The following is a 21398-nucleotide window of genomic DNA, read 5'->3' on the forward strand; positions in this document are numbered from 1 at the left end:
ATGCCTCTCTTATTATGTATAAGCCCGTCCTCTCTTTTAGAACTCGATTGTTTCAAAAAAAGAGCCGATCAGGATTCTCTCCTGAAGTCGACTCTGTGAACGTTTAGAGATATTTCCGTTGCACACTTCTTCCATCATAAGTAAATAGCATATCTCGGTTCTCCACCTGAGTTTCGATATGAACGGGTCTTCCCCACAGCTGATGCAAATATGGTAATACCTTTTCTAAATATTTAATATCAAGTTCAACATCTTCAAACCAGTGTTTGAGATATAACTCCCCGCTCTTCATATAATCCCCATCATTCACGGTAATGTAAGGGAAGCCTCCATTGACCCTCATTCCAACCAGCTGATCACGGACATGGGTCCATTCTTTATCCACAATTTTATAGTCTTTTCCCTGTTTCTGGAATAAATACATATCTTCTCTCATAACGAGATCCTTCGTTAAATAGTTCCGTAAGAAGGAAATATCAGATTCAATTTCACGAACCTCAAACATTTTTTCACGGCCTGAATTTTGCTTAACGCCACGTTTTTTCATTTCCTCTGTCGGATTATCGAAACGTTCTTCAATATCTTCAAAGATTTTCAGTCCTAAATAATACGGATTAATCTGGGTACGGGAAGGCTGTACAACACCTGCATTCAGCTTGGCAAACTCGATGGACTCTCCACTGGTCAAGTCCATTTCACGTATGATACGCTGATGCCAATAGGAAGCCCAGCCTTCATTCATTATCTTTGTTTCAAGCTGTGGCCAGAAATATAACATTTCTTCCCTCATCATCGTCAATATATCTCGCTGCCAGTCAGACAACTCCCTGCTGTATTGCTCGATAAATAGAAGGATATCCTTTTCTGGTTGTGGTGGAAATCTCTTCTTTACCTTCTTCTTTTCCCTACTCTTTGGCTTTTCATCCAGCGACCACAGATCATCATAAGGCGTCGCAAGAGGGGAGTCCACCTCTTCCCATTCCACATCTTCCATCGTCCACGACAGGTTTGGACGCATCAAGGATGGATCGATATGTTCATCAACGGCAAGAACGGCATCAAGGAAATTTTCAACCTCCCGCTTTCCATGCTCAATCTCATAACTTCTCACACGCTCAGCCGTAGCCGACATACTCTCTACCATGTCACGCTTTGTATTCTGAAAACGCACATTATTCTTAAAGAAATCACAATGGGCCAACACATGAGCAACGATCAACTTATTCTGAATAAGCGAATTCGAATCCAATAAAAATGCATAACAGGGATCCGAGTTGATCACCAGCTCGTAAATCTTACTCAATCCCAAGTCATATTGAAGCTTCATCTTATGAAATTGCTTTCCAAAACTCCAGTGAGAAAACCGGGTGGGCATCCCATAAGCACCAAATGTATAAATAATTTCAGCAGGACAAATCTCATAACGCATCGGATAATAATCAAGACCAAACCCGGCTGCAATCTCCGTAATTTCTCCTATTGCATTCTGTAACTGCCTTTGTTCCTCTAAGTTCATCGCCATCCCCCTCTTTATACTCTTATCTAAATGTATGAAGAAGAAAGGGATTTGATGAAAAGAAAAGCGGAGCCGGGTTGGTCAGGCCCGACAAGCATAAGGCGAGGTCGCTGAAAAGGCGGTCTTTGCCTTTTTGGCGACCTTGACTTATGACCTCGAGGGACTACCCGGCGGAGCTAGACAAAAAGAAAAGCGGAAGGACTTGCCCAGAGGCGACAAGCATAAGGTGAGGTGTCAAGAAGGCCCGACAAGCATAAGGCGAGGCCGCTGAAAAGGCGGTCTTTGCCTTTTTGGCGGGATTGACTTATGACCTCGAGGGCCTACCCGGTAAAGCTGGACAATTAGAAAAGCGGAGCCTGGTTGGGCAGAAAAAAAAGCTGCCTCCTTTTTGAATAGGAAACAGCTTTGTCTTTATAACGACCTTAAATTCTTTTGAAGAGCCATCACAGGGAAGAGGGTGCCTAGTAGCAATAGTGCCGAAAAGGTGAAAATTATCGGAATACTGAACACTTCCAAAAGCAAACCGACTCCCACCGATGATAGCCCAAACAACAATGTCGTCAATGCTCCTTGAGCAGCATAGATTTTTCCGAGATCTTCAGGAGGGGCACTTTCCTGAAGATACGTTTGAAGGACAACATTTTTTATCTGATCAAAGAGACCAAACACAAAAGATAAAACAAGTGCCATGAGGGCAATCTTATTCCAGGCAAACACGAGTGTCACTGCCGAGGTAAGAACCATGCAAACCGGTAGCCATCTATGTCTATGCTTTGAAAATATTCCATGAAGCTTAAAGATTACAATGGATGCAAGAACCAACCCGATAAAGAAGCTGGAGTTAATGAATCCCCACCATTCTTCCCCCCGCTGCAACTGGTGATCTACATATAGATATAATACCGCTGCGATCCATACGGTACCAGAGATCGACTCCATTCCATAGATCCAAAAAACGGCAACTAGGCCTTTACGCTTTCTTACTTCTGCCCAGCCCTCCCCAAGCTGCTGCCACCATACCTTTCGCACATCCAAGGTAGTGGTTGGAATGACGGGAAGCTTCAGCATATATAACGTACTTGCAAGAAACAGGACAATGACAACAATGAACAGATTCGTTTCATGTAAAAAGGACAAAAGGATTCCACCTAAAGCCCAGCTTGAAAATTGAATGGTCTGATCAACAGTTGATAGAAATCCATTCGCCCCCATTAACTCTTCTCGCCTCACAAGAAACGGTACATACGAGTTTCTCGCAGGCAATGCCCAACCATCCAGAAAAGAAATGATGCTAGCACAAGCCAGAAAGAACCACACATTTTCCTTATTGAGTACCATCAACAATAGGAACAGGCATAAAAAGAAGGTTTTCCCCATTTGTGAGTACGCAATTAAATTTCTCATTTGAGTGCGATTCAACAAAAGTGGGGCTGCCATACTGCTAATAAACCGTGAAAACGTGATCACTAAAGGAACAGACGTCATGTAAACCGCCGATCCTGTAAGGGTATAAACCAGGGAAATCAATCCAACGATATAGAAAACGTCCCCCATATTGGCCAGCGCTTGACCAAACCACAAATTTCGAAATGCATTAGAATGCATACCTCTTCCTCCCTCAATTAAATTTTGATTTTAGGTGAGAAAAGACAGCATCACATTGGAACAAAAATCCCCTTTCAGAATAAAACGAATATGTATAGATTTATTGTAGCAAAAAGACGCTTCAGTTGCTGAGATTAATTCATACTATTAAGAAAGCTATGTCTTGGTGAAGATGTGTTCTTTCATATACCCCAATCTGTATAAATAGACTTTCACATATTGGATTGGGCCATAATCGAGGCTAATTGGGCCACTTTCTCCGTTTATTGGGCCACTTTGGCGAATTATTGGGCCACTTTCAGGTGAAATTAAGCCAACTTGTGAACACTTTACAGTTTTAGTATGAAAATACCCTGCACTTACGCGTCCACTTTTAGATAGCACTAGCATACCTAACACAAAAAAGCCTCTAATTTAGAGACTTCTCTGCTAATACTATTCCTGTACCGTTATGTTGAGTGTTTTTTCATTATCTAGATTGTGCACGACGATCACGACGACTTTCTTATTCGCATTGTTTTCCTGGACAGTAAATTCAAATGAATCTGCCACTTTGTTCTCTGTCATTTTCCGGCGCCCCTGGTACTGATAGTCCTTTACGGCTTGGCCGGGATAATCCTCTTTAATGACGGCTGTCGCAATACGTCCAAACTTCTCATAATCGGTTGGTTGAGCATATGCCTGACCTGAAAATAGAAGGAAAATTACAGTTGATACGACTACGATTGATTTCTTCATTGTTTTCACCTCTGTTTACGTTTCATTCTTATGATGAATCAAAATCGTACATTTATTCACCCAATAGAAGGAAAACAAGCATTTGCAACATAACCAACTTTTACAGAGAAATAAATACGATTTTCTCCATACAATATGATTACCCCTTCAAAAGGAGGGAAACCAAGTGAACAAAGTCGATTACGATCGGGCCTTGTATTACACTCACCGGTCAGAGTGGGATAACCTGCTGATCCTCATGGTGAGAACGAAGGATGACCTTCTTTCGAAAAGAATTGAACATTTCTTACATGCGTATCATTTTTCAGATGATTACACGGTTGTAGAGCGTAACCTATATACGCTTTTACGATATGTTGAACATGCAAACTTCACCTATAGTGTCGAGCAACCACTTGAGGAAACCTTTGCAGAGATGTAATAACAAGAGAATTCCACCTACGGCTGATCCAATTAGTATGTACTAATGGATCAGCTTTTATTATTTTAGCACGGACATTGGCGGCTAGTTCGATGCATTCTATTTATACCTGTCAACAACGACTATTACCACTTCACTACATTCAATCAAACAAAAAAAACCGGCACAATGCCGGTTATCCCCGTTAAGATGAACTTTCACTTTTGATTAGCTCAGCTGCTTTCACATATAGCTTCAGTTCCTTCATCAAGTCATCGACTAATTGAGCTGGCTCTTCCAGTAGTCCGTCCCCCTCATAATCAAAGCAGTGTGGGTCAAGTATGAGTTGCTTCGGAATGACGTTTGCATACACTCCACGGCCGACAATGCGAAGGTTGTTCAAGCAGTTGATCCCGCCTTTTCCTCCTCCGGCACATGCAATTAGTGCCACTGGTTTATGGGCAAATTGCTCGCTGCTGAGGAAATCCAATGCATTTTTCAATGTTCCACTCATACCGCTGTGATATTCCGGGGAAGCTAAAATGACTGCGTCTGCTTCCTTTACCTTTTTCTTGAGTGATTGAACCGCTGTGAGTTCTGATTGGTCCTGCTCCCCTGTATATAAAGGCAGCGTACCGTCACTTAAGTCAATGATATCGCAAGTATAGGTCCGTGCGATGAAACGGGATGCAATTCCAGTACGTCCTTTAATTCTCGGACTTCCGTTAATAATTAATATACTCATGTGTGAAAAACCCTTTCTCCTTTAATTTGATGTCAATTGGTGTTTAACGGCATATAAGGCCGCTTGTGTCCGGTCTGCAACCTCAAGCTTAGAAAAAATGTTCGAGATATGGGTTTTGACCGTTTTTTCTGTTATATATAGGCTTGAAGCAATCTCCTTATTACTTTTCCCTTTTGTCAGCTCAATCAAAACATCCTTCTCCCGCTTTGTGAGTTCATGAATTTTGTGAGGAGGTTCTTTTTTTGAAATCCTCGTCAGGAGGTGATTGGTGGCTTTGGGATGCAGCGAGTTTTCACCGGATAAAAGCTTTCGGATACTGTTCACTAATTCATCAGGTTCAATATCTTTTAATTGGTACCCTGCTGCTCCTGCTTCGATAGCTGGAATCACATGATTTTGATCGGAAAAGCTGGTGAGCATCAGTATTTGTATGTGAGGATGCATAATTTTGATATTCTTCGTGGCCTGAATGCCATCCATAACCGGCATCATTAAATCCATTAAGATAATATCAGGCTTTAATTCTTCCGCTAATCGTACGGCTTCTGCACCATCCTTTGCTTCCCCGACGATGTCCAAATCCTTTTGTGTTTTCAAAAAGAAGACAAGTCCTCGTCTGACGACATGATGATCATCTGCTATTAACACTCTTATCATAAGTGACACCTCCTAGTAGGGTATTCGCACGGAAATGGACGTTCCTTTTCCGAGTTGACTATCGATCGTTAGTTCTCCGCCAATGCTTTTCACACGTTCTCTCATACTTTGGATTCCCAATGACGGTAGAGGTTGTTGCTTATCATATTGAAACCCGTATCCTCTATCTTCAATTAATAAATGAATCGATTTCGATTCATTTATTAATGTATAGAAAATGTTCTTTTCACCTGAATGCTTTTTACAATTATTCAGCGCTTCCTGACTGACTCGCCAAAGTACTTCTTCTATCTTGGAGCTTAAGGAAATGATTCCTTCAACTTTCGCTTCCAGATGTAATCCGAGCATTTCCGAATACCCTTTAACTGCTTCGACGACCCCATGTTCAAGTCCGTTGGGTCTCAATTGCCAGATGAGCGCTCTCATTTCCGATAACGCTTCCTGTGCAAGGCATTGAATGGTCTTGAAGGTTTCCTTCATTTCCTCTCCCCCTGCTATTTCTGCACCGCCTCTGGCCGTTAAGGTAAGAGAAAACAACAGCTGATTCACGGAGTCATGTAAATCTCTTGCTAATCGGTTTCTCTCCCCGATCAACGCAATCTCTTGTTCCTTCTTTGTCAGCATGATGCGTTTAATCGCAGAACCGATTTGAAAAGCAACCGACTCCAGAAGAGCCAGTTCATCGGCGGAAAAGTGGGTCTTATGAGGGGCAGCTACATTCAATAAACCAAAGGATTCTTGACCAGACTGAAGGGGTACCGTTGCATGATAGGTAATATCATCTGTCTCTCCCCTGTTTTCTTCGATGGCCTGCTCAATCCGCTGACATTCGATGATATTGGAAGCTTTCGTGAGCTTGCCATTCCGAAAGCGATTCACACACCAGCAGCCACCCTCTTTCATCAGTTCACATTTCCGATCAGATAGTGACTTTGGGAGGTTCTCATAGGAGACAAGCTCGTGACTTCCTTCCTTTTCAATAAAGAAAATCCATCCCGTGGTGAAGCTAGTTCCTCTGATCAACTTCTTCACTGCACCTGAAAGCATAGAAGACAGCTCTGTTTCATTGTTCAGCAATTCGGCTATCTCTTTCAAAAGCCCGATATTTGAATGGGATTCTTGATACATCTTCATCGCCCTCTCCGATCCTTCACTACTATTATATAGATTTTCCACAAAACCGGTATTATCAAAAAGAACGAAACGTTCTACGACCTTTGACTGAAAACATGTGTTCTTTTTTCAATCCAAAAAAACAAGAGATGCACCAGCACATCTCTTGTTTTTTATTACGCAATGCAATACTTCTGGAAGGCTTTACGCCTTTCCTACAGACGAACTTACCATCGTTTCCACTTTTGCCATGATGGCTTCTTGGAGAGCATGTAATTTATCATCACTGTCACTTTGTGTCTCACCAATCACGCTGAAGTAGAACTTGATTTTCGGCTCTGTTCCAGATGGGCGTAAGCAAATCCATGATCCGTCTTCAAGATAGTATTTTAAAACATTGGAAGATGGAAGGTGAATGATTGATTCTTCACCTGATTGTAAATCGACTTTCTTACTTATTTTATAATCTTCCGATGAAATGACCTGCATGCCTGCCACTTCTTTCAAAGGCTCGTTTCTGAAGTCCTTCAATATCCCCTGAATTTGTTCAGCGCCTTCTTTTCCTTTAAGAGTTAAACTCTTTAATCCCTCTTGATAGAAGCCATGCTGTTCAAATAAATCATTCAGTACATTATATAAGGTTTTGCCTTGCTTCTTATAGTAAGCAGCCGCTTCTGCTGCCATCAGTACAGCTTGAATGGCATCTTTATCTCGGGCGAAATCACCGATTAAGTAGCCGTAGCTTTCTTCATAACCAAACAGGAATGAATATTCACCGGTTTCTTCATACTTCTTGATTTTTTCACCGATAAATTTAAAGCCTGTCAGCACATCCTCAACAGAAGCGCCGTAGTGCTCAGCAACTTTACGTCCTAATTCAGATGTCACGATTGTTTTGAATACCCGTCCATTTTCAGGGATCAAGTTCTTTTCCTGTTTACGGGCAAGGATATAATCGAGCAGGATGGCACCTGTCTGGTTTCCAGTAAGGAGAATGTATTCGCCCGTTTCCCCCTTTACAGCCACACCTAAACGGTCTGCATCGGGATCTGTCGCGATCAGGATATCCGCATCAATTTCCTTCCCATCACGAATGGCATATTCAAATGCCGCTTTATCTTCCGGATTGGGAGATTTGACCGTCGCGAATTCAGGATCTGGCATTGCCTGTTCACGTACGATGTGAACCTGCTCATATCCCAAGGCTTTTAGACCTTTTTCAGCCATTTTCAGAGCTGTACCGTGAAGGGGCGAAAATACGATTTTTAGGTCGACTTCCTTAGCGATTTGAGGTTTTTCAGAAATTGAAATCAAATGCTCCAGATAAGATTGATCGATTTCTTCCCCGATCATTTTTATCAAGCCTGCTGATTTCAGCTCGTCTTCGGACTTGACGTGGATTTCAAGCTCATTTTCCACGCTATTTACTTTATCGATAACTGCATCGGCTGCAGCTGGTGGCAGTTGGGCTCCATCTTCTCCATATACCTTATACCCATTGTATTCAGGCGGATTGTGGCTTGCGGTTACAACAATCCCAGAAAATGCCTTTAGCTGTCTCAAGGCGAATGAAAGTTCTGGTGTAGGTTTTAGTTCATCGAACACATACGTTTGTATGCCATGTGTCGCCAATGTCTTTGCAGACTCCATCGCAAACTCAGGTGATTTATATCGGGAATCGTAAGCGATTACAACCCCGCGACCTTTAGCCTCTTCCCCTTGTTCTTCTATGTATCGTGCCAATCCTTCAGAAGCTTTTCTGATTGTATAGATGTTCATTCGATTGGTTCCTGGGCCAAGTTCTCCCCTCATTCCACCAGTACCGAATTCAAGATTTTTATAAAATGCGTCTTCTAAGGTTTTTTCATCGTCTTTCATTGTGTTTAAAAGATCATTCACTTCTTCATCAAGATGTAAGTAGTTGCTCCATTTTTCCCACGATGTTTTCCAATTCAAAACGATCCCCTCCTAATGCTGTATAATAATAAATTCTATCATATATTGTAGAAATCCTTCTAAAACTATCCGTCACATGTCGACAAGATTTTTCACAAATCTTATTCTAGCATAATTTTTAAAATTAATTTTCTTTTTTCATCATGAAAAAAGCCTCACCGAATAAATCAGCGAGACTTCAGGTATTGCTTACCTTTTATAATTCACCCCGTACACATCATGGCGGCGATCTTTCAGTTGACGGACGGTTCCGGATTGGCGCTGGCGCCTGAGCACTTCCAGGTCTACGTCTCCGATCATGACCATTTCGATGTTCGGGTTGGTTTCTCCAACGATTCCATCACGTGCAAACTCAAAGTCAGACGGTGCAAAAATACCTGACTGAGCGTACTGTATGTCCATGTTTTCCGTTTGGGGAAGATTCCCCACAGTACCAGAAATAACTGTATATATTTGATTCTCTACAGCACGTGCCTGCGCACAGTATCTTACACGAAGATAACCTTGGCGATCCTCTGTACAGAACGGCGTGAAGATAATCTTCGCACCTTTGTCAGTAGCAATGCGGGCAAGTTCAGGGAATTCAATATCATAGCAGATTTGAATCGCGATTTTCCCGCAATCGGTGTCGAATACTCTTACCGAATCTCCTGGACTGATTCCCCACCATTTTCGTTCATTGGGTGTGATATGAACTTTATACTGCTTTTCAATCGTCCCATCACGACGGAAGAGATACGCGATGTTGTAGATTTCATCGTCTTCCTCTTTGACGAAGTGGGATCCACCGATGATATTTACGTTGTACCGAACGGCTAGGTCTGTGAATAATTCAATGTAGTCCTCTGTGAAATCCGTCAATCTTCTTACAGCAAGGCTCGGTGATTGGATGTTTAAGAATGACATGAGCTGTGTGGTAAAGATTTCTGGGAATACCACGAAATCAGATTTCGCATCTGAAGCTACATCCGTGAAGTATTCGACCTGATTCGCAAACTCCTCGAAGGAATTGATTTTACGCATCATATATTGAACCACACAGATTCGGACAGGATAACTCGTTTTAAAGTGACGCTTGCTGGACGGACGGTAGTCTACGTTATTCCATTCCATCAGCGTAGCATATTTATGGGAGCGTTTATCATCCGGTAAGTAGTTCGGATTGATTCGCATCAGAGTGAAACCATTTAATAATTGGAATGAAAGCACCGGATCATAAATCTTATGGCGTCCAACTGAATCCACATACTCCCTTGGAGACATTTCGCCCGAGTGTTTATGATAATTGGGTATCCGGCCTCCAATGATGATACTCTTTAAGTTCCATTGACGGGCAAGATCCTTTCTTGCTTCATATAAACGGTGACCAACCTTCATGCGTCGGTATTCCGGATGCACCATGACTTCAATCCCATATAAATTATAGCCATCGGGGTTATGATTCGTTATGTAACCATTATCCGTCACATCATCCCATGTATGGCGGTCATCGTACTCATCGAAATTGATAATTAAACTTGAGCATGAGGCAATGATTTCCCCTTCTAATTCAGCGACAAGCTGTCCTTCAGGAAACACGTCCAAATGGCTTTCCAGATGCTCTACCTTCCATGGATCCATCCCTGGAAAGCAGACGGATTGCATATTGATAATATCTTGAATGTCCTTTTGTTCCATCGGACGTATGACCATTTTCTTTTCAAATTGTGATAAGTCTAATTTTTCTGCCATCTATGATCTACTCCTTCATCAAATACCTGAATAATATACCCTTATAGTGCACTGTTAAAACGAAGTTCATGACAGTCCATTTCTTTTATTTTAACAAAGGAGTGTGCATGATTTGAAGAAATTTGATTTTCAGTGGAAATATTGCATAGAACCAGGATTCTTTCATTTTCATACGTTCTAGTCTAAGCGAACTCGATAATCTTCAATGGATGTGAAACAGGCATTTGTCATCCCTAGTTCATCCCCTTGAAGTCCCTTCTTTTCGATCTATTAAATTCATTACTCAATCGTTTGATGCAAACGATTGCATTAATCGTTAAAAAAATATCACAATTTCCTTATAAAGATTTCTCATTTTACTTTTATAATGATACCATACTATAATTTGATAGAATATACGTAGAAAGGAATTCTATATGAAGAAAAAAGCAGATTCTCTGTTATTCCTTGCTTGGGCTTCCTCCCTTATCGCAACGATGGGGAGTTTATATTTCTCTGAAATCATGAAATATGAGCCTTGCGAATTATGCTGGTATCAGCGTATTTTAATGTATCCGATGGTGATTCTATTAGGAGTGGCCTATGTACGCAAAGATTTTCAAGCGGCTTTATATTCTACCATTTTTTCCGGTATCGGTCTCCTGATTTCCATTTATCACTACTCTATTCAAAAAGTTTCGATCCTAACTGAAAGTGCACCCGCTTGCGGACGTGTACCATGTACTGGTGAATACATTAACATGTTCGGTTTTGTCACTATTCCGTTCCTTGCATTTTCGGGTTTCATCATCATTTTCATTTCAAGTGTAATGGTATTAAAAGCTTTAAAGGAGGACAACTAGATTGAAGAAAATCATCATATTCCTGGTTGCGATTGTCGGACTATTCGCAGCCATCGCCATCGTCACAAGCGTCCAGAACAATCAGAAAGCAGAAGGAAATAAATTCAAAAAAGCCAAACTGGACCCTGCTACAGTAGAACTGCTGGATGATCCGAACTACCAGAATGTCATCCTTCCCGAAGAGCTGGAAGAGAAATTAAAGAATAAAGAAGAAGCAACCGTATACTTCTACAGTTCTACTTGTATCCACTGTAAAAGAACCACTCCAACCCTGGCACCTCTTGCAGAAGACATGGGCGTCGATATGGTTCAGTACAATCTACTTGAATTCGAACAAGGTTGGGAGCAATACGGAATCGAAGCTACTCCGACACTTGTCCACTACGAAGGTGGAAAAGAAGTGGCGAGAGTTGTTGGAGAACAGTCTGAAGAACAATTTAAAGCATTTTTCGAAGAAAACGTAAAATCAGAATAACAAAAAAGAGGGGCTGACTTTTCCACGAGTCAGCCCCTTTCAAGTGAGGAGGAATTTCAAGATGAAGATATTCGAATATCTTCAGGATTAACTTATTACAAGGTATTTTCCCCTCAAAAAATCTTTCTAAACATTTTTATGAGAATTTTCTAAAATATCTAATTTCTCACGAGAAGAATCGGTTATACAAGGAGCTGGTTATCTGCCCTGGAATAGATGCTTAGATTGTGCTTACAATCCGCCTCTACACTGAACTGATCAAACGATAAGGGAAAAAACATACCGAATCCCTGGAGGATCTGAGCGTTGTGGTAGAACATCTCTTCATAAACTTCTTCTCTTGATCCGCTCTCGACAATTGAAATAACGGTTTGCAAACAAGAAATCATTTGGAACGCTTCTTTAAGGGTTCCAAAATATTCAAAATTCCTCGTCGTCGTATGTAGCACTTGCATATCATCGAATTGTTCAATTTCATCATCTGTGAAATAATCAGGGAAAATAGTACAATACATGTACCGTATCAGCTCTTGAATTTTTTCTTCCTGTTCATGTGTTGATGCTAGTAAAACTTTCACCGTCATAACCCACCTTTGTAATGGTTGTAATCTCTCTGTAATAGATATATTAAGGATAACATAGAAGTAGAACCAACTGCGTGGTAATTATACCCATGAATTGGGTTGAATAGGTGTTATGGTAGGTAAAAACACCTATACGAATATAAGATTTTTGTCATTTAAAGGAGATTTTCGATGAAAACAAGGAAAAAAGGCAATCAATTTGAACTAGTTATTCCAGATAATTGGAAAAATGTGACGATTGAAACAATTCTTAGGGAGTATTGGGAGGCACCTAAGAAACTCATTCATTCGATGAGGATGGAGAAGGATATCAGAGTGAATGGTGAATTGATTCCCTGGACTGATCCTCTTTCAGCAGGTGACTTACTACAACTTCATTTATTCAAGGAAGTAGAATACGATGTCTCACCAACATATGGAGAAATCGAAGTGCTGTTTGAAGATGAACACCTTATAGTAGTAAACAAACCTGCAGGCATCGACACCCATCCCAATCATCCCGGAGAAACGGATACTCTGGCAAACTTGGTTGCCTTTCACCATCAATCTCATGGAGAAAGTTGCCGAGTGTTGCATATCCATCGATTGGATCATGATACTTCTGGAGCAATCATTTTTGCCAAACATCCGTTAAGTAAAGCAATCCTTGACCGCCTTCTTGCCGAACGAAAGATTAAGCGAACATACCATGCTCTCGTCCACGGTCGATTGAAGCAGAAAAAAGGCACGATTTCTGAACCCATCGGCAGGGACCGTCATCATAATACGAGAAGAAGAGTTTCTCCTTCAGGTCAGGATGCCGTCACTCACTATCAGGTGATGGAGAATAGGAATCCCTATACCCTCGTCGAAGTACAGCTTGATACAGGTCGCACACATCAAATCCGCGTCCATATGAGTCATCTCGGACATCCCTTGGCGGGAGACACATTATACGGTGGAAGACCTGTATTCAAGAGACAGGCGTTGCATGCGGCTCGAATTTCCTTTCCTCACCCGCTGACTGACGAGAAAATAGAGTGTGAGGCTGCATGTATGGATGATGTGGGACTTGGTGACTGGAGGACATAAATTCAATTCTTAAGTGTAAGTTGATTCGACAATGAAAAAGGAGCCCCGATTTTCTCGGGAGCTCCTTCTTTCGATATTTATTATTTCAATCCATTTTTCACTGCTTCTGCAATTTGGATCGTACGTTTTGTCTGGTGTTTGACTGCAGGCTCTACGGATTCAACCATGTTCCCTTCTTGATCGACCGTTACACTCGTTCCGTAAGGGTTTCCACCTGTTGTGAAACTTGATTGATCTGTGTAACCTGGAGCTGCAATGATGGCACCCCAGTGCATCATTGTGGTATAAAGGGCCAAGACGGTTTGTTCTTGACCACCGTGGGAATTACTTGCTGATGATGTGGCGCTGACTACCTTGTTTGCCAGTTTCCCATTGAACCAAAGTCCTCCAGTCGTATCAAGGAATGCTTTGACTTGAGAAGGAACATTTCCGAACCGGGTTGGAACGTTGAAAAGATAAGCATCTGCCCACTCCAAATCATCAAGTGTTGCAACAGGCACGATATCTTTTGTTTCATTATAGTGCTTTTCCCACGCTGAATTGGAAGCAATCGCTCCTTCAGGTGCCGTTTCTTCAAACCGAAGTAATTTAACTTCTGCACCCGCTTCCTTCGCTGCCTCTTCTGCCCATTTCGCCATTTGATAGTTTGTTCCAGTTGAACTGTAGTACATGATCGCCAATTTCACATTAGACATAATCAAAATCTCTCCTTTAAATATAGTTGTATATAGTAAATGGGTGAAACACATGATCAGTTTGCAGATAAATCCATCAATTTAAACCTGCATGTTTCATTTGCTATTATTTTTAAAGAGGTGATGTCTGTTATGCGTGCTGAGTTTCTCTAATGCTGGCATCTTTCTTCCTCCTTCGTACTTTCCCCTCAAAATTCATCTCCAAACATTTCAAATCCAAATATTCTTAAATCAACTATCTTTAATTTGAGATATATTCTAAAAAAAAGAGACTGAACTATCTCGAATATATTTATTTCGATTTCGAGATAATTGTATAACACTCTTCACTCCACTGTCAATTATTTTTTTACATTTATTGTCTACTATTATAAAAACAAATGACATAAAAATAGGTCCGTCCCTCGAAACGCTAGAGGGACGGACCTATTTCGTAGATGGTATAGATTAAAAATCAAAGTTGTCTGGATCTGGACCAAAGCGCTCGTCAAGATTCAGCTTATTGATTTGGTTCATTTCTTCTAATGATAGTTCGAAGCTGAACAGATCAGCGTTTTCTTTAATGCGGTTTTCATGGACAGATTTAGGAATGATGATAACATCATTTTGAAGATGCCAGCGCAGAATAACTTGTGCAGACGATTTCTCATGTTTTTCTGCGATGTGATTCAATGTCGGTTCATCCAATACTCGTCCTTGTGCGATTGGTGACCACGCTTCAACAGCGATATTTTGTGATGCACAGAATTCTCTTAGTTTCTCCTGATTTAACCTTGGATGCAACTCAATTTGATTTAAAACAGGTTTTTCATTACTGTTTTTCATCAAATCTTCTAGATGATGCTGATGGAAATTACTGACACCGATTGATTTCACTAATCCCTCGCTATGCAGTTTCTCCAGCGCTTTCCATGTGTCATTGTATTTTCCTTCTACCGGCCAATGAATTAAATAAAGATCCAAGTAATCCATGTCAAGCTTCTTCAGGCTCGTTTCAAATGCTTTTAATGTTGTATCGTAGCCTTGATCACTATTCCACACTTTCGATGTGATGAACAGTTCTTCTCTTGCTACTCCACCTTCTTTCACACCTTGACCCACGCTCTCTTCATTATCGTAGATCGCTGCTGTATCGATGGAACGGTACCCTGATTCAATCGCCGTACGAACGGCCTGTACCGTTTCAGACGGATCTTTCATTTGGTAAACTCCTAAACCGACATAAGGAATCTCAATTCCATTATGTAATGTCTTCGTACTCTTTAAGTTTTTTAACATATAGCATCCCTCCTGATGATTATTTTACAAACTTAGTTAGTATTATGCTAATGATATGATTGGATACATTGCGAATACCCATGCATCTTATTTCAGTATTTTTATGCTGATTGTCAAGGTGGCATAGCCCCCCTGCCTGCTCCAAACCACCTATAGATCTAATGAGATTCTCATAATAAAACAAAGAGGTCCGTCCCTTGAACTAGGGGGGACGGACCTCTCTCTTTACTAGATGTTAAACGATCGACCGATGAATTGCTCTTTTCTCTGCCCTATAAACGCAAGCTTGTGAAGGGGGCGGGTCATGGCAACGTACTGTAGCTTGATGTCTAGTTCGTTTTCCGGATGGAAAGCTTCATCCACTGCTGCGATGATTACGACATCAAATTCCAAGCCCTTTGAAAGATAAGATGGAACGACAACAATCTGATCTTTCGGAATCGATTCCTGCTCTTGTAATAGCTTCACTTTCCCAGGCTGCCGCTCGTGCAGGATTTCGCTTATCTTCAAACAATCTTTCATGCTCTTGCCGATGACAGCGAAGGTCTGAAATCCTTCTTCCCTACCATTAACCACCTTTTCATCGATTATGGAAGCTAGTACTTCAATCTCCACATACTCATCAAAGGTTGGAGACTCCCCATGCCTCACCACAGGGTTCACTTTTGGGAAATCATAGGGTAGTAGATTCAGAAGTTTATTCGCTTCCTCCATGATTTCAATTGTGGTCCGATAACTTTTTTGCAGTTCTGTATACGTGGCCCTTGGGAACACGTCCCGATAGACCGGTTCCCAAGACTGAAGACCGCGGTAAGAATGGATTCCTTGAGCAAGATCCCCTACGAGGGTGAACATATCGGTTTCCAGTGCCCTCTTCAACGAATACAGCTGCAGATAACTATAATCCTGCGCTTCATCAATGACAATGTTTTTAGCTTTGTAGAATTTATCTATGCCGAACAGGTGGGACTGCAAGTATAGAAGAATCGCCAGATCCTCTACTTCATACTTTTTTTTCTTAGCATATTTAAGCGTATATTGACAAAGTTGTTCCGCTTGCTTCCTGCTCAGCTCGCCTTTTGAGTAAGAAACAAGCCGGGCTGGGTCTGAGAATAATTCGAGGAAATATTGATCCAAGTTCTTTTTTTCAAACTGCTTCATGTACCCACTAACACTTGTGCGGATGGCTTTCTTAATCTCTGCCACACGCTCACTTTTCTTGTCCAATGCCCTCGATACATATTCTTTCCGGTTCGCAGCCTGTGTCCGTTGAAAAAGAGCTGTTTCAATTCGTTCATCGAAAAACTTCTCTACCCCCTCCACCATCTGCTTCTTGTTCGACCGAACATAGCTTTGTAAGAGAGCCTTAAGCTTGTCCATCCGGCGATATACCGGCATATACGTATATTCTTCTTTAAAAAGGTGAGTGAACTTTTTGGCGGTATAAAGCTTGTATTTATCCACATAGAAGTCCTTGGACGTATAAAATCGTTGTTCGATTTCTTCTATATAAGTATCAAGAATTCGTCTAAATCCTTTTGATCCTTTCATTCCGGATATCCAGGAAGCAGTCTCTACTTCTTCATTATGGGTTTCAATCAACTGAATGAGCTTATTATCTTCTACTAATGAAAGCTTCTTCTCCAGGCAAGTCATGACATAATCAGTGAATGTCGTTTGCCTAACCCGTTCTACCCCAAGTTCCGGCAGCGCTTCTGAGATATAATCGATGAACAAATTACTCGGTGCGAGTATCATCAATTGATTCGGATCAAAATGTTGCTTGTAATTGTAAATAAAGTAAGAAATCCTGTGAAGGGCAATCGTGGTCTTTCCACTTCCCGCCGCTCCTTGCACAATGATGGGCTTGTTTAGATCTGCCCTGATGATTCGGTTTTGTTCTTCTTGGATGGTGGATATGATTTCGGTCAATCGATTGCTGGAGCTTTTGGCTAATGAGTCCTGAAGAAGTTCATCTGTGGTGGTTAAGTCAATGTCCCGGATCTCTTCAAGTAATCCGTCCTCAATCATGTACTGTCGCTTTAATGACAAATCACCTTCGTACGTTTCGTCTTCCGCTTCATACGAAACATCGCCGATTCTTCCTTCGTAATAAAGGTTTGCGATAGGAGAGCGCCAGTCCACAATGATTTGCTCTTGACTTTCACGTTGATACAAGGAAGTCTTTCCTATATAATGCTTCTCCACTTTGTCTGAAGCCTCATGACGAAAATCAATCCTGGCAAAATACGGCTTGGTCTTAGCTTTAAGAAGTGATTCCAATTCTTCCTTCGACATCTCAAAAAAGCTTGAGTTCGTCAAGATATCTATGTAAGCTGCACTGGACTCTCCCCAATCAATATCTCCGAAAGCCTTTTCCATATTTTCTTTATACTTTTCCTTACTTGTTTGGGATGTACTGATCACAACGTCGATGTACCGTTTCGTAAACTCTAACCGTTCTGACTCAATTGAAAAATCGGGATGAATGTTCGATTCCTTCGTCATACATTTCTCCTTCCAAATGTTAGTCGCCGCAATGGAGAAAAAAACGTCTTATCGCTTCCACCAAGGTAACGACTCTCAATGGATGCACACGTTTATGCCCTGCCTCGAGGCACTAGCCACCCGAGCAAGACATCAAAAGACATATCGAAATCTGTAAAAATTATGTAGGCGTTAGGAGCAGAAATATATATTATCAGATAATTAAGGAAAGTTCAATAGAAAAGCGGAAGGGCTTTGAACAGAGGCGACAAGCATAAGGCGAGAACACCGGAAAGGCGTCCTTTGCCTTTTTGGTGTTCTTGACTTATGACCTCGAGCCTCTAAGCCCTGGAGCTGGACATCAAGAAAAGCGGAAGGGCTTTGAACAGAGGCGACAAGCATAAGGCGAGAACACCGGAAAGGCGCTCTTTGCCTTTTTGGTGTTCTTGACTTATGACCTCGAGCCTCTAAGCCCTGGAGCTGGACATCAAGAAAAGCGGAAGGGCTTTGAACAGAGGCGACAAGCATAAGGCGAACATACCGGAAAGGCGTCCGTTCAAAACAAAAACCCTCCATCTAAATAGATGAAGAGTTCTTCATTTGATCTATGGGAAAAATAATTTGGAAACTCGTCCCTTTTCCAATTTTACTCTCGACCGTTATATTTCCTCCCATCGCTTCAATGATCCGATATGAAACCATCAGACCCAGACCTGTCCCCTTTTCCTTCGTCGAAAAATAAGGTTCTCCGAGTCGAGCTTGTTGTTCAGAGGTCATCCCGTCTCCTGTGTCGCTGATGTTAATGAGCGCATTCCCTTTTTTGACCTCTGATTCGATTTTGAGGTCTCCGCCCTGAGGCATGGATTCGATTGCATTTTTGATGATGTTTAGAAATGCCTGTTGAAAACTTCTCGTATTTCCGACGATGGTGCCGTCGACGATATTTTTATGAACGAGTACCGATTGTTGATTGCTTAGTGGCTCGACCATATCAGCCAGTTTTTGGAGCTGTTCAGAGATGGAGATGTTCTCCACTTGATCCGGGTCCGGTTTGGCAAATGTAAGGTAGTCGTCAATGATTTCTTCAGCCCTTTTCAATTCAGAGGATGCAATCGTCAGGTATTGCTCTTTTTTTCCCGCTGGAAGGTTATCTTGATTGAGCAGTCTCAGGAAACCTTTGATCACGGTCAAAGGATTCTTCACCTCGTGTGAGATGCTGGCAGCCAGCTGAGAGAGTACTTCCATTTTTTCTATTTTCACGAGTGCTTGCTTAATTTGTATCTGCTTAAATAGCGTTTCACTTATGTATGTCAGAATCAGCATCCCAACTGAAGGAAGGGCGATGAAATTGATTAAATAACTTTTATCAATTACAAATACGGTCATGGCATTAGCAATAAAGGCAGCCACTATCGAATGAATCGTAAAAAGTACAACTGAGAATATGACTTTCTTCCTGCTTGTAAGAGTTGGGAAATCGAACCCCTTCATTCCCATAACTGTAATAAGATAAATAACGACATAGATGACCAATGCCACTATACTCCAACCATAGATCATGGTCCTTGATGCCAATAAAACCACTAATAAGGCAAAGCCTGTATATGGTCCTCCATACATGATGCCAAGAACAAATGGAATCATCCGCAAATCATGAACACAATATGGATTATTGTAGATGGGAGAAAGCATGCACAGGATAATGGCTATACTAAAAGATACAAGGGTCGCGCCCCTCGTATACCAGCCTTGTATAAGCTTTTTTTCGACAAGAAAAAAAATTAAAAATATACTTAAAATGATATAAAAGAAATTATTAATAACATCCTGATTAAAGATAATCATACTTAACCCTTTAACCTTTCACAGAATTGACAACGTTATTGAAATTTTACCATACTACATCACAAATCGTTACAGTTATATGTATTTTTGCCCATATAAAATAAGTTAACTCTCCTGTATTAACACAAGAGAGTTAACTAAATCACATCGTTTTCAAACGTTTTCCCAGATAGTTTGCTAATTCAAGCATGCCATACCGGCCGTACTGTTCTTCGGCATCTTTGTTATAATTGGTATTCGTATTCACATCATACGTGTAGAGCGTTCCTTCTTTATCTTGAATAAATTCGATACCTGCAACATCGATTTGGTTCGCTTGTAAAAATGATTCATAGGATGTAATGATATTGTCTGAAAAATTATCTCTAATTTGAAATTTCGGTTTATCCTCCTGCTCTCCCACAGGGCAGAACAGATCATCCACTTGGCAAACATCTGCCGGACATAACTCGAAACCTTTAGATGTATCAACGTTCACAGCGTACATGAATTTCCCGCCAATGAACTCGCATCTCGTAATGGAAGAATCCGGTGCTTCAATATATTCCTGGATAAGTGTAATTCCGTCTAACGGCTCTTCGAAATCATCACTGTACACATAGGAATTTAATGCTTCCACAGAATGAAATAACTGTACTCCCAGCCCTTTCCCTGCTCGATTATGCTTCGTAATAAAGGATGGTTTGTTTAGCTTCCGAGCCGCATCGACTATCTGCTCTTTTCCAACAGCTGCAATTGTCTGAGGTGTCTTAATATTAGAGGCGTTTAGCGCCATATACTGGTTCACTTTGCTTACTTCTAAACGAAGGGCACGGCTTCCATTCACAACGGTTCTTTCATGCCGCTCCAACCAGGAAAGAACGCTCTCTGTTAATTCTGGTGCAAAGCGATGGTTCCGCGTATGGGAAGATGCACTGATGCGATTATAAAAAATACCTTCTGGAGGTTCTGAAGATAAATCGACAATTCCCTGATCAAGGAACCATTCCTCATAAGGCAATTGGAGCTCGTCCAAACGAGCCGTTAAATGATTCGTCCATTCACTGTTTTCATGTATGATATGGATTTTTTTCACGATCCTGCCCCCATTTGTTCGTTGAATTTTTTCAAAAGTTTCACAACACAAAGTAATCCTACTATAAAAGTAGGATTTAGGTCAATGATCGTTGTTTACTTAGGCTTTCTGTCGGCTCTCATTTGAATTTTCATACCGCTCTTTGTAAGCTGATCCCCCGGTTTGGATATGGTTTGTTTCAACCTGTTCCGATTATCATCTATTAAAATATCTCTAATTTCCTGTAAAACTTCCAGGTTGGTCGTCTGTCTCACTTTGTACCGCTGTTCTCCGCCCTTTAGGTGGTTCACCACTTTGATCATAAGAAAAATACTCATGGCTACAAGTAGAAAGTCAACCAACGCTCCCAGGAACTTTCCCACTTCAATCACCTCTGCCCCTATCCGAAGCTCTAGTCCTTCGAAATTAATGCCACCAAATAAGATTCCGATTGTGGGCATCATCAAGTCCTGTACTATCGATTCTACAATCTTGCTAAATGCGGATCCAATGATGACAGCAATCGCTAAGTCGAACACATTCCCCCTCGAAATGAACTGTTTAAATTCTGACCACATCTTGAGCTCACCTACCACTTCATTACTA

General features: G+C 41.3%; 19 protein-coding genes. 4 read left to right on the forward strand and 15 right to left on the reverse strand.

From position 1 onward, the window contains the following. Positions 1 to 103: 103 nt before the first annotated feature. The 3 genes from FGG79_RS09200 to FGG79_RS09210 form a co-directional block, all read right to left on the reverse strand. Entirely contained in the window at positions 104 to 1516 is a 1413-nt protein-coding gene (locus tag FGG79_RS09200; protein ID WP_138777394.1) for a SpoVR family protein, read from the reverse strand. 411 nt (positions 1517 to 1927) lie between these two features. Further along, positions 1928 to 3121 (reverse strand): MFS transporter, encoded by a 1194-nt coding sequence (locus FGG79_RS09205; protein WP_138777395.1) that lies wholly within the window; start codon positions 3119 to 3121, stop codon positions 1928 to 1930. Between the two features lie 435 nt (positions 3122 to 3556). Further along, positions 3557 to 3859, reverse strand: coding sequence for a DUF3889 domain-containing protein (locus FGG79_RS09210; protein ID WP_138777396.1), 303 nt, complete (start codon positions 3857 to 3859; stop codon positions 3557 to 3559). Positions 3860 to 4025: 166 nt separating this feature from the next. On the opposite strand from FGG79_RS09210, the gene FGG79_RS09215 reads away from it, so the two are divergent. Continuing rightward, positions 4026 to 4280 (forward strand): YhdB family protein, encoded by a 255-nt coding sequence (locus tag FGG79_RS09215; protein ID WP_138777397.1) that lies wholly within the window; start codon positions 4026 to 4028, stop codon positions 4278 to 4280. Between the two features lie 184 nt (positions 4281 to 4464). Here the strand turns inward: FGG79_RS09215 and FGG79_RS09220 are convergent, their stop codons facing one another. From FGG79_RS09220 to FGG79_RS09240, 5 genes are all read right to left on the reverse strand, one after another. Next, positions 4465 to 5004 (reverse strand): NADPH-dependent FMN reductase, encoded by a 540-nt coding sequence (locus tag FGG79_RS09220; protein WP_138777398.1) that lies wholly within the window; start codon positions 5002 to 5004, stop codon positions 4465 to 4467. Positions 5005 to 5025: 21 nt separating this feature from the next. Continuing rightward, positions 5026 to 5661, reverse strand: a complete 636-nt coding sequence (locus tag FGG79_RS09225) for a response regulator (protein WP_138777399.1) — start codon at positions 5659 to 5661, stop codon at positions 5026 to 5028. Between the two features lie 12 nt (positions 5662 to 5673). Further along, the gene (locus FGG79_RS09230) at positions 5674 to 6789 is read right to left on the reverse strand and encodes a GAF domain-containing sensor histidine kinase (RefSeq protein ID WP_138777703.1); all 1116 of its coding nucleotides are present in this window, start codon (positions 6787 to 6789) and stop codon (positions 5674 to 5676) included. Positions 6790 to 6978: 189 nt separating this feature from the next. Continuing rightward, positions 6979 to 8730, reverse strand: a complete 1752-nt coding sequence (locus FGG79_RS09235) for a phospho-sugar mutase (protein ID WP_171050851.1) — start codon at positions 8728 to 8730, stop codon at positions 6979 to 6981. 189 nt (positions 8731 to 8919) lie between these two features. Further along, positions 8920 to 10461 carry a bifunctional GNAT family N-acetyltransferase/carbon-nitrogen hydrolase family protein gene (locus tag FGG79_RS09240; RefSeq protein ID WP_138777400.1) on the reverse strand — a complete coding sequence of 514 codons (1542 nt, stop codon included), beginning with the start codon at positions 10459 to 10461 and terminating at the stop codon, positions 8920 to 8922. A 416-nt stretch (positions 10462 to 10877) separates the two neighbouring features. Here FGG79_RS09240 and FGG79_RS09245 point away from each other — a divergent pair, with 416 nt between their 5' ends. Then, positions 10878 to 11303, forward strand: coding sequence for a disulfide oxidoreductase (locus FGG79_RS09245; RefSeq protein WP_138777401.1), 426 nt, complete (start codon positions 10878 to 10880; stop codon positions 11301 to 11303). A gap of 1 nt (position 11304) precedes the next feature. Further along, positions 11305 to 11778, forward strand: coding sequence for a thioredoxin family protein (locus FGG79_RS09250; RefSeq protein WP_138777402.1), 474 nt, complete (start codon positions 11305 to 11307; stop codon positions 11776 to 11778). A gap of 182 nt (positions 11779 to 11960) precedes the next feature. Here FGG79_RS09250 and FGG79_RS09255 read toward each other — a convergent pair whose 3' ends face one another. Then, entirely contained in the window at positions 11961 to 12356 is a 396-nt protein-coding gene (locus FGG79_RS09255) for a YhcU family protein (protein WP_138777403.1), read from the reverse strand. Between the two features lie 177 nt (positions 12357 to 12533). Between FGG79_RS09255 and FGG79_RS09260 the strand changes: the two genes are divergently transcribed. Beyond that, positions 12534 to 13433: an RluA family pseudouridine synthase gene (locus FGG79_RS09260; RefSeq protein WP_138777404.1), complete on the forward strand. Its 900-nt coding sequence runs from the start codon at positions 12534 to 12536 to the stop codon at positions 13431 to 13433. Positions 13434 to 13513: 80 nt separating this feature from the next. Here the strand turns inward: FGG79_RS09260 and wrbA are convergent, their stop codons facing one another. From wrbA to mscL, 6 genes are all read right to left on the reverse strand, one after another. Beyond that, positions 13514 to 14128 (reverse strand): NAD(P)H:quinone oxidoreductase, encoded by a 615-nt coding sequence (wrbA, locus tag FGG79_RS09265; RefSeq protein WP_138777405.1) that lies wholly within the window; start codon positions 14126 to 14128, stop codon positions 13514 to 13516. 447 nt (positions 14129 to 14575) lie between these two features. After that, entirely contained in the window at positions 14576 to 15406 is an 831-nt protein-coding gene (locus FGG79_RS09270) for an aldo/keto reductase (protein ID WP_138777406.1), read from the reverse strand. A 228-nt stretch (positions 15407 to 15634) separates the two neighbouring features. Then, positions 15635 to 17914, reverse strand: coding sequence for an RNA polymerase recycling motor HelD (gene helD / locus FGG79_RS09275; RefSeq protein WP_138777407.1), 2280 nt, complete (start codon positions 17912 to 17914; stop codon positions 15635 to 15637). A gap of 555 nt (positions 17915 to 18469) precedes the next feature. Continuing rightward, positions 18470 to 19738, reverse strand: coding sequence for an ATP-binding protein (locus FGG79_RS09280; protein WP_138777408.1), 1269 nt, complete (start codon positions 19736 to 19738; stop codon positions 18470 to 18472). Between the two features lie 142 nt (positions 19739 to 19880). Next, positions 19881 to 20813 (reverse strand): ATP-grasp domain-containing protein, encoded by a 933-nt coding sequence (locus tag FGG79_RS09285; protein WP_138777409.1) that lies wholly within the window; start codon positions 20811 to 20813, stop codon positions 19881 to 19883. A 95-nt stretch (positions 20814 to 20908) separates the two neighbouring features. Next, positions 20909 to 21370: a large conductance mechanosensitive channel protein MscL gene (gene mscL, locus FGG79_RS09290; RefSeq protein ID WP_138777410.1), complete on the reverse strand. Its 462-nt coding sequence runs from the start codon at positions 21368 to 21370 to the stop codon at positions 20909 to 20911. Between the last annotated feature and the right edge of the window lie 28 nt (positions 21371 to 21398).

Source organism: Bacillus sp. BHET2, assembly GCF_005938125.1.
Taxonomy (GTDB): domain Bacteria; phylum Bacillota; class Bacilli; order Bacillales; family Bacillaceae_B; genus Rossellomorea.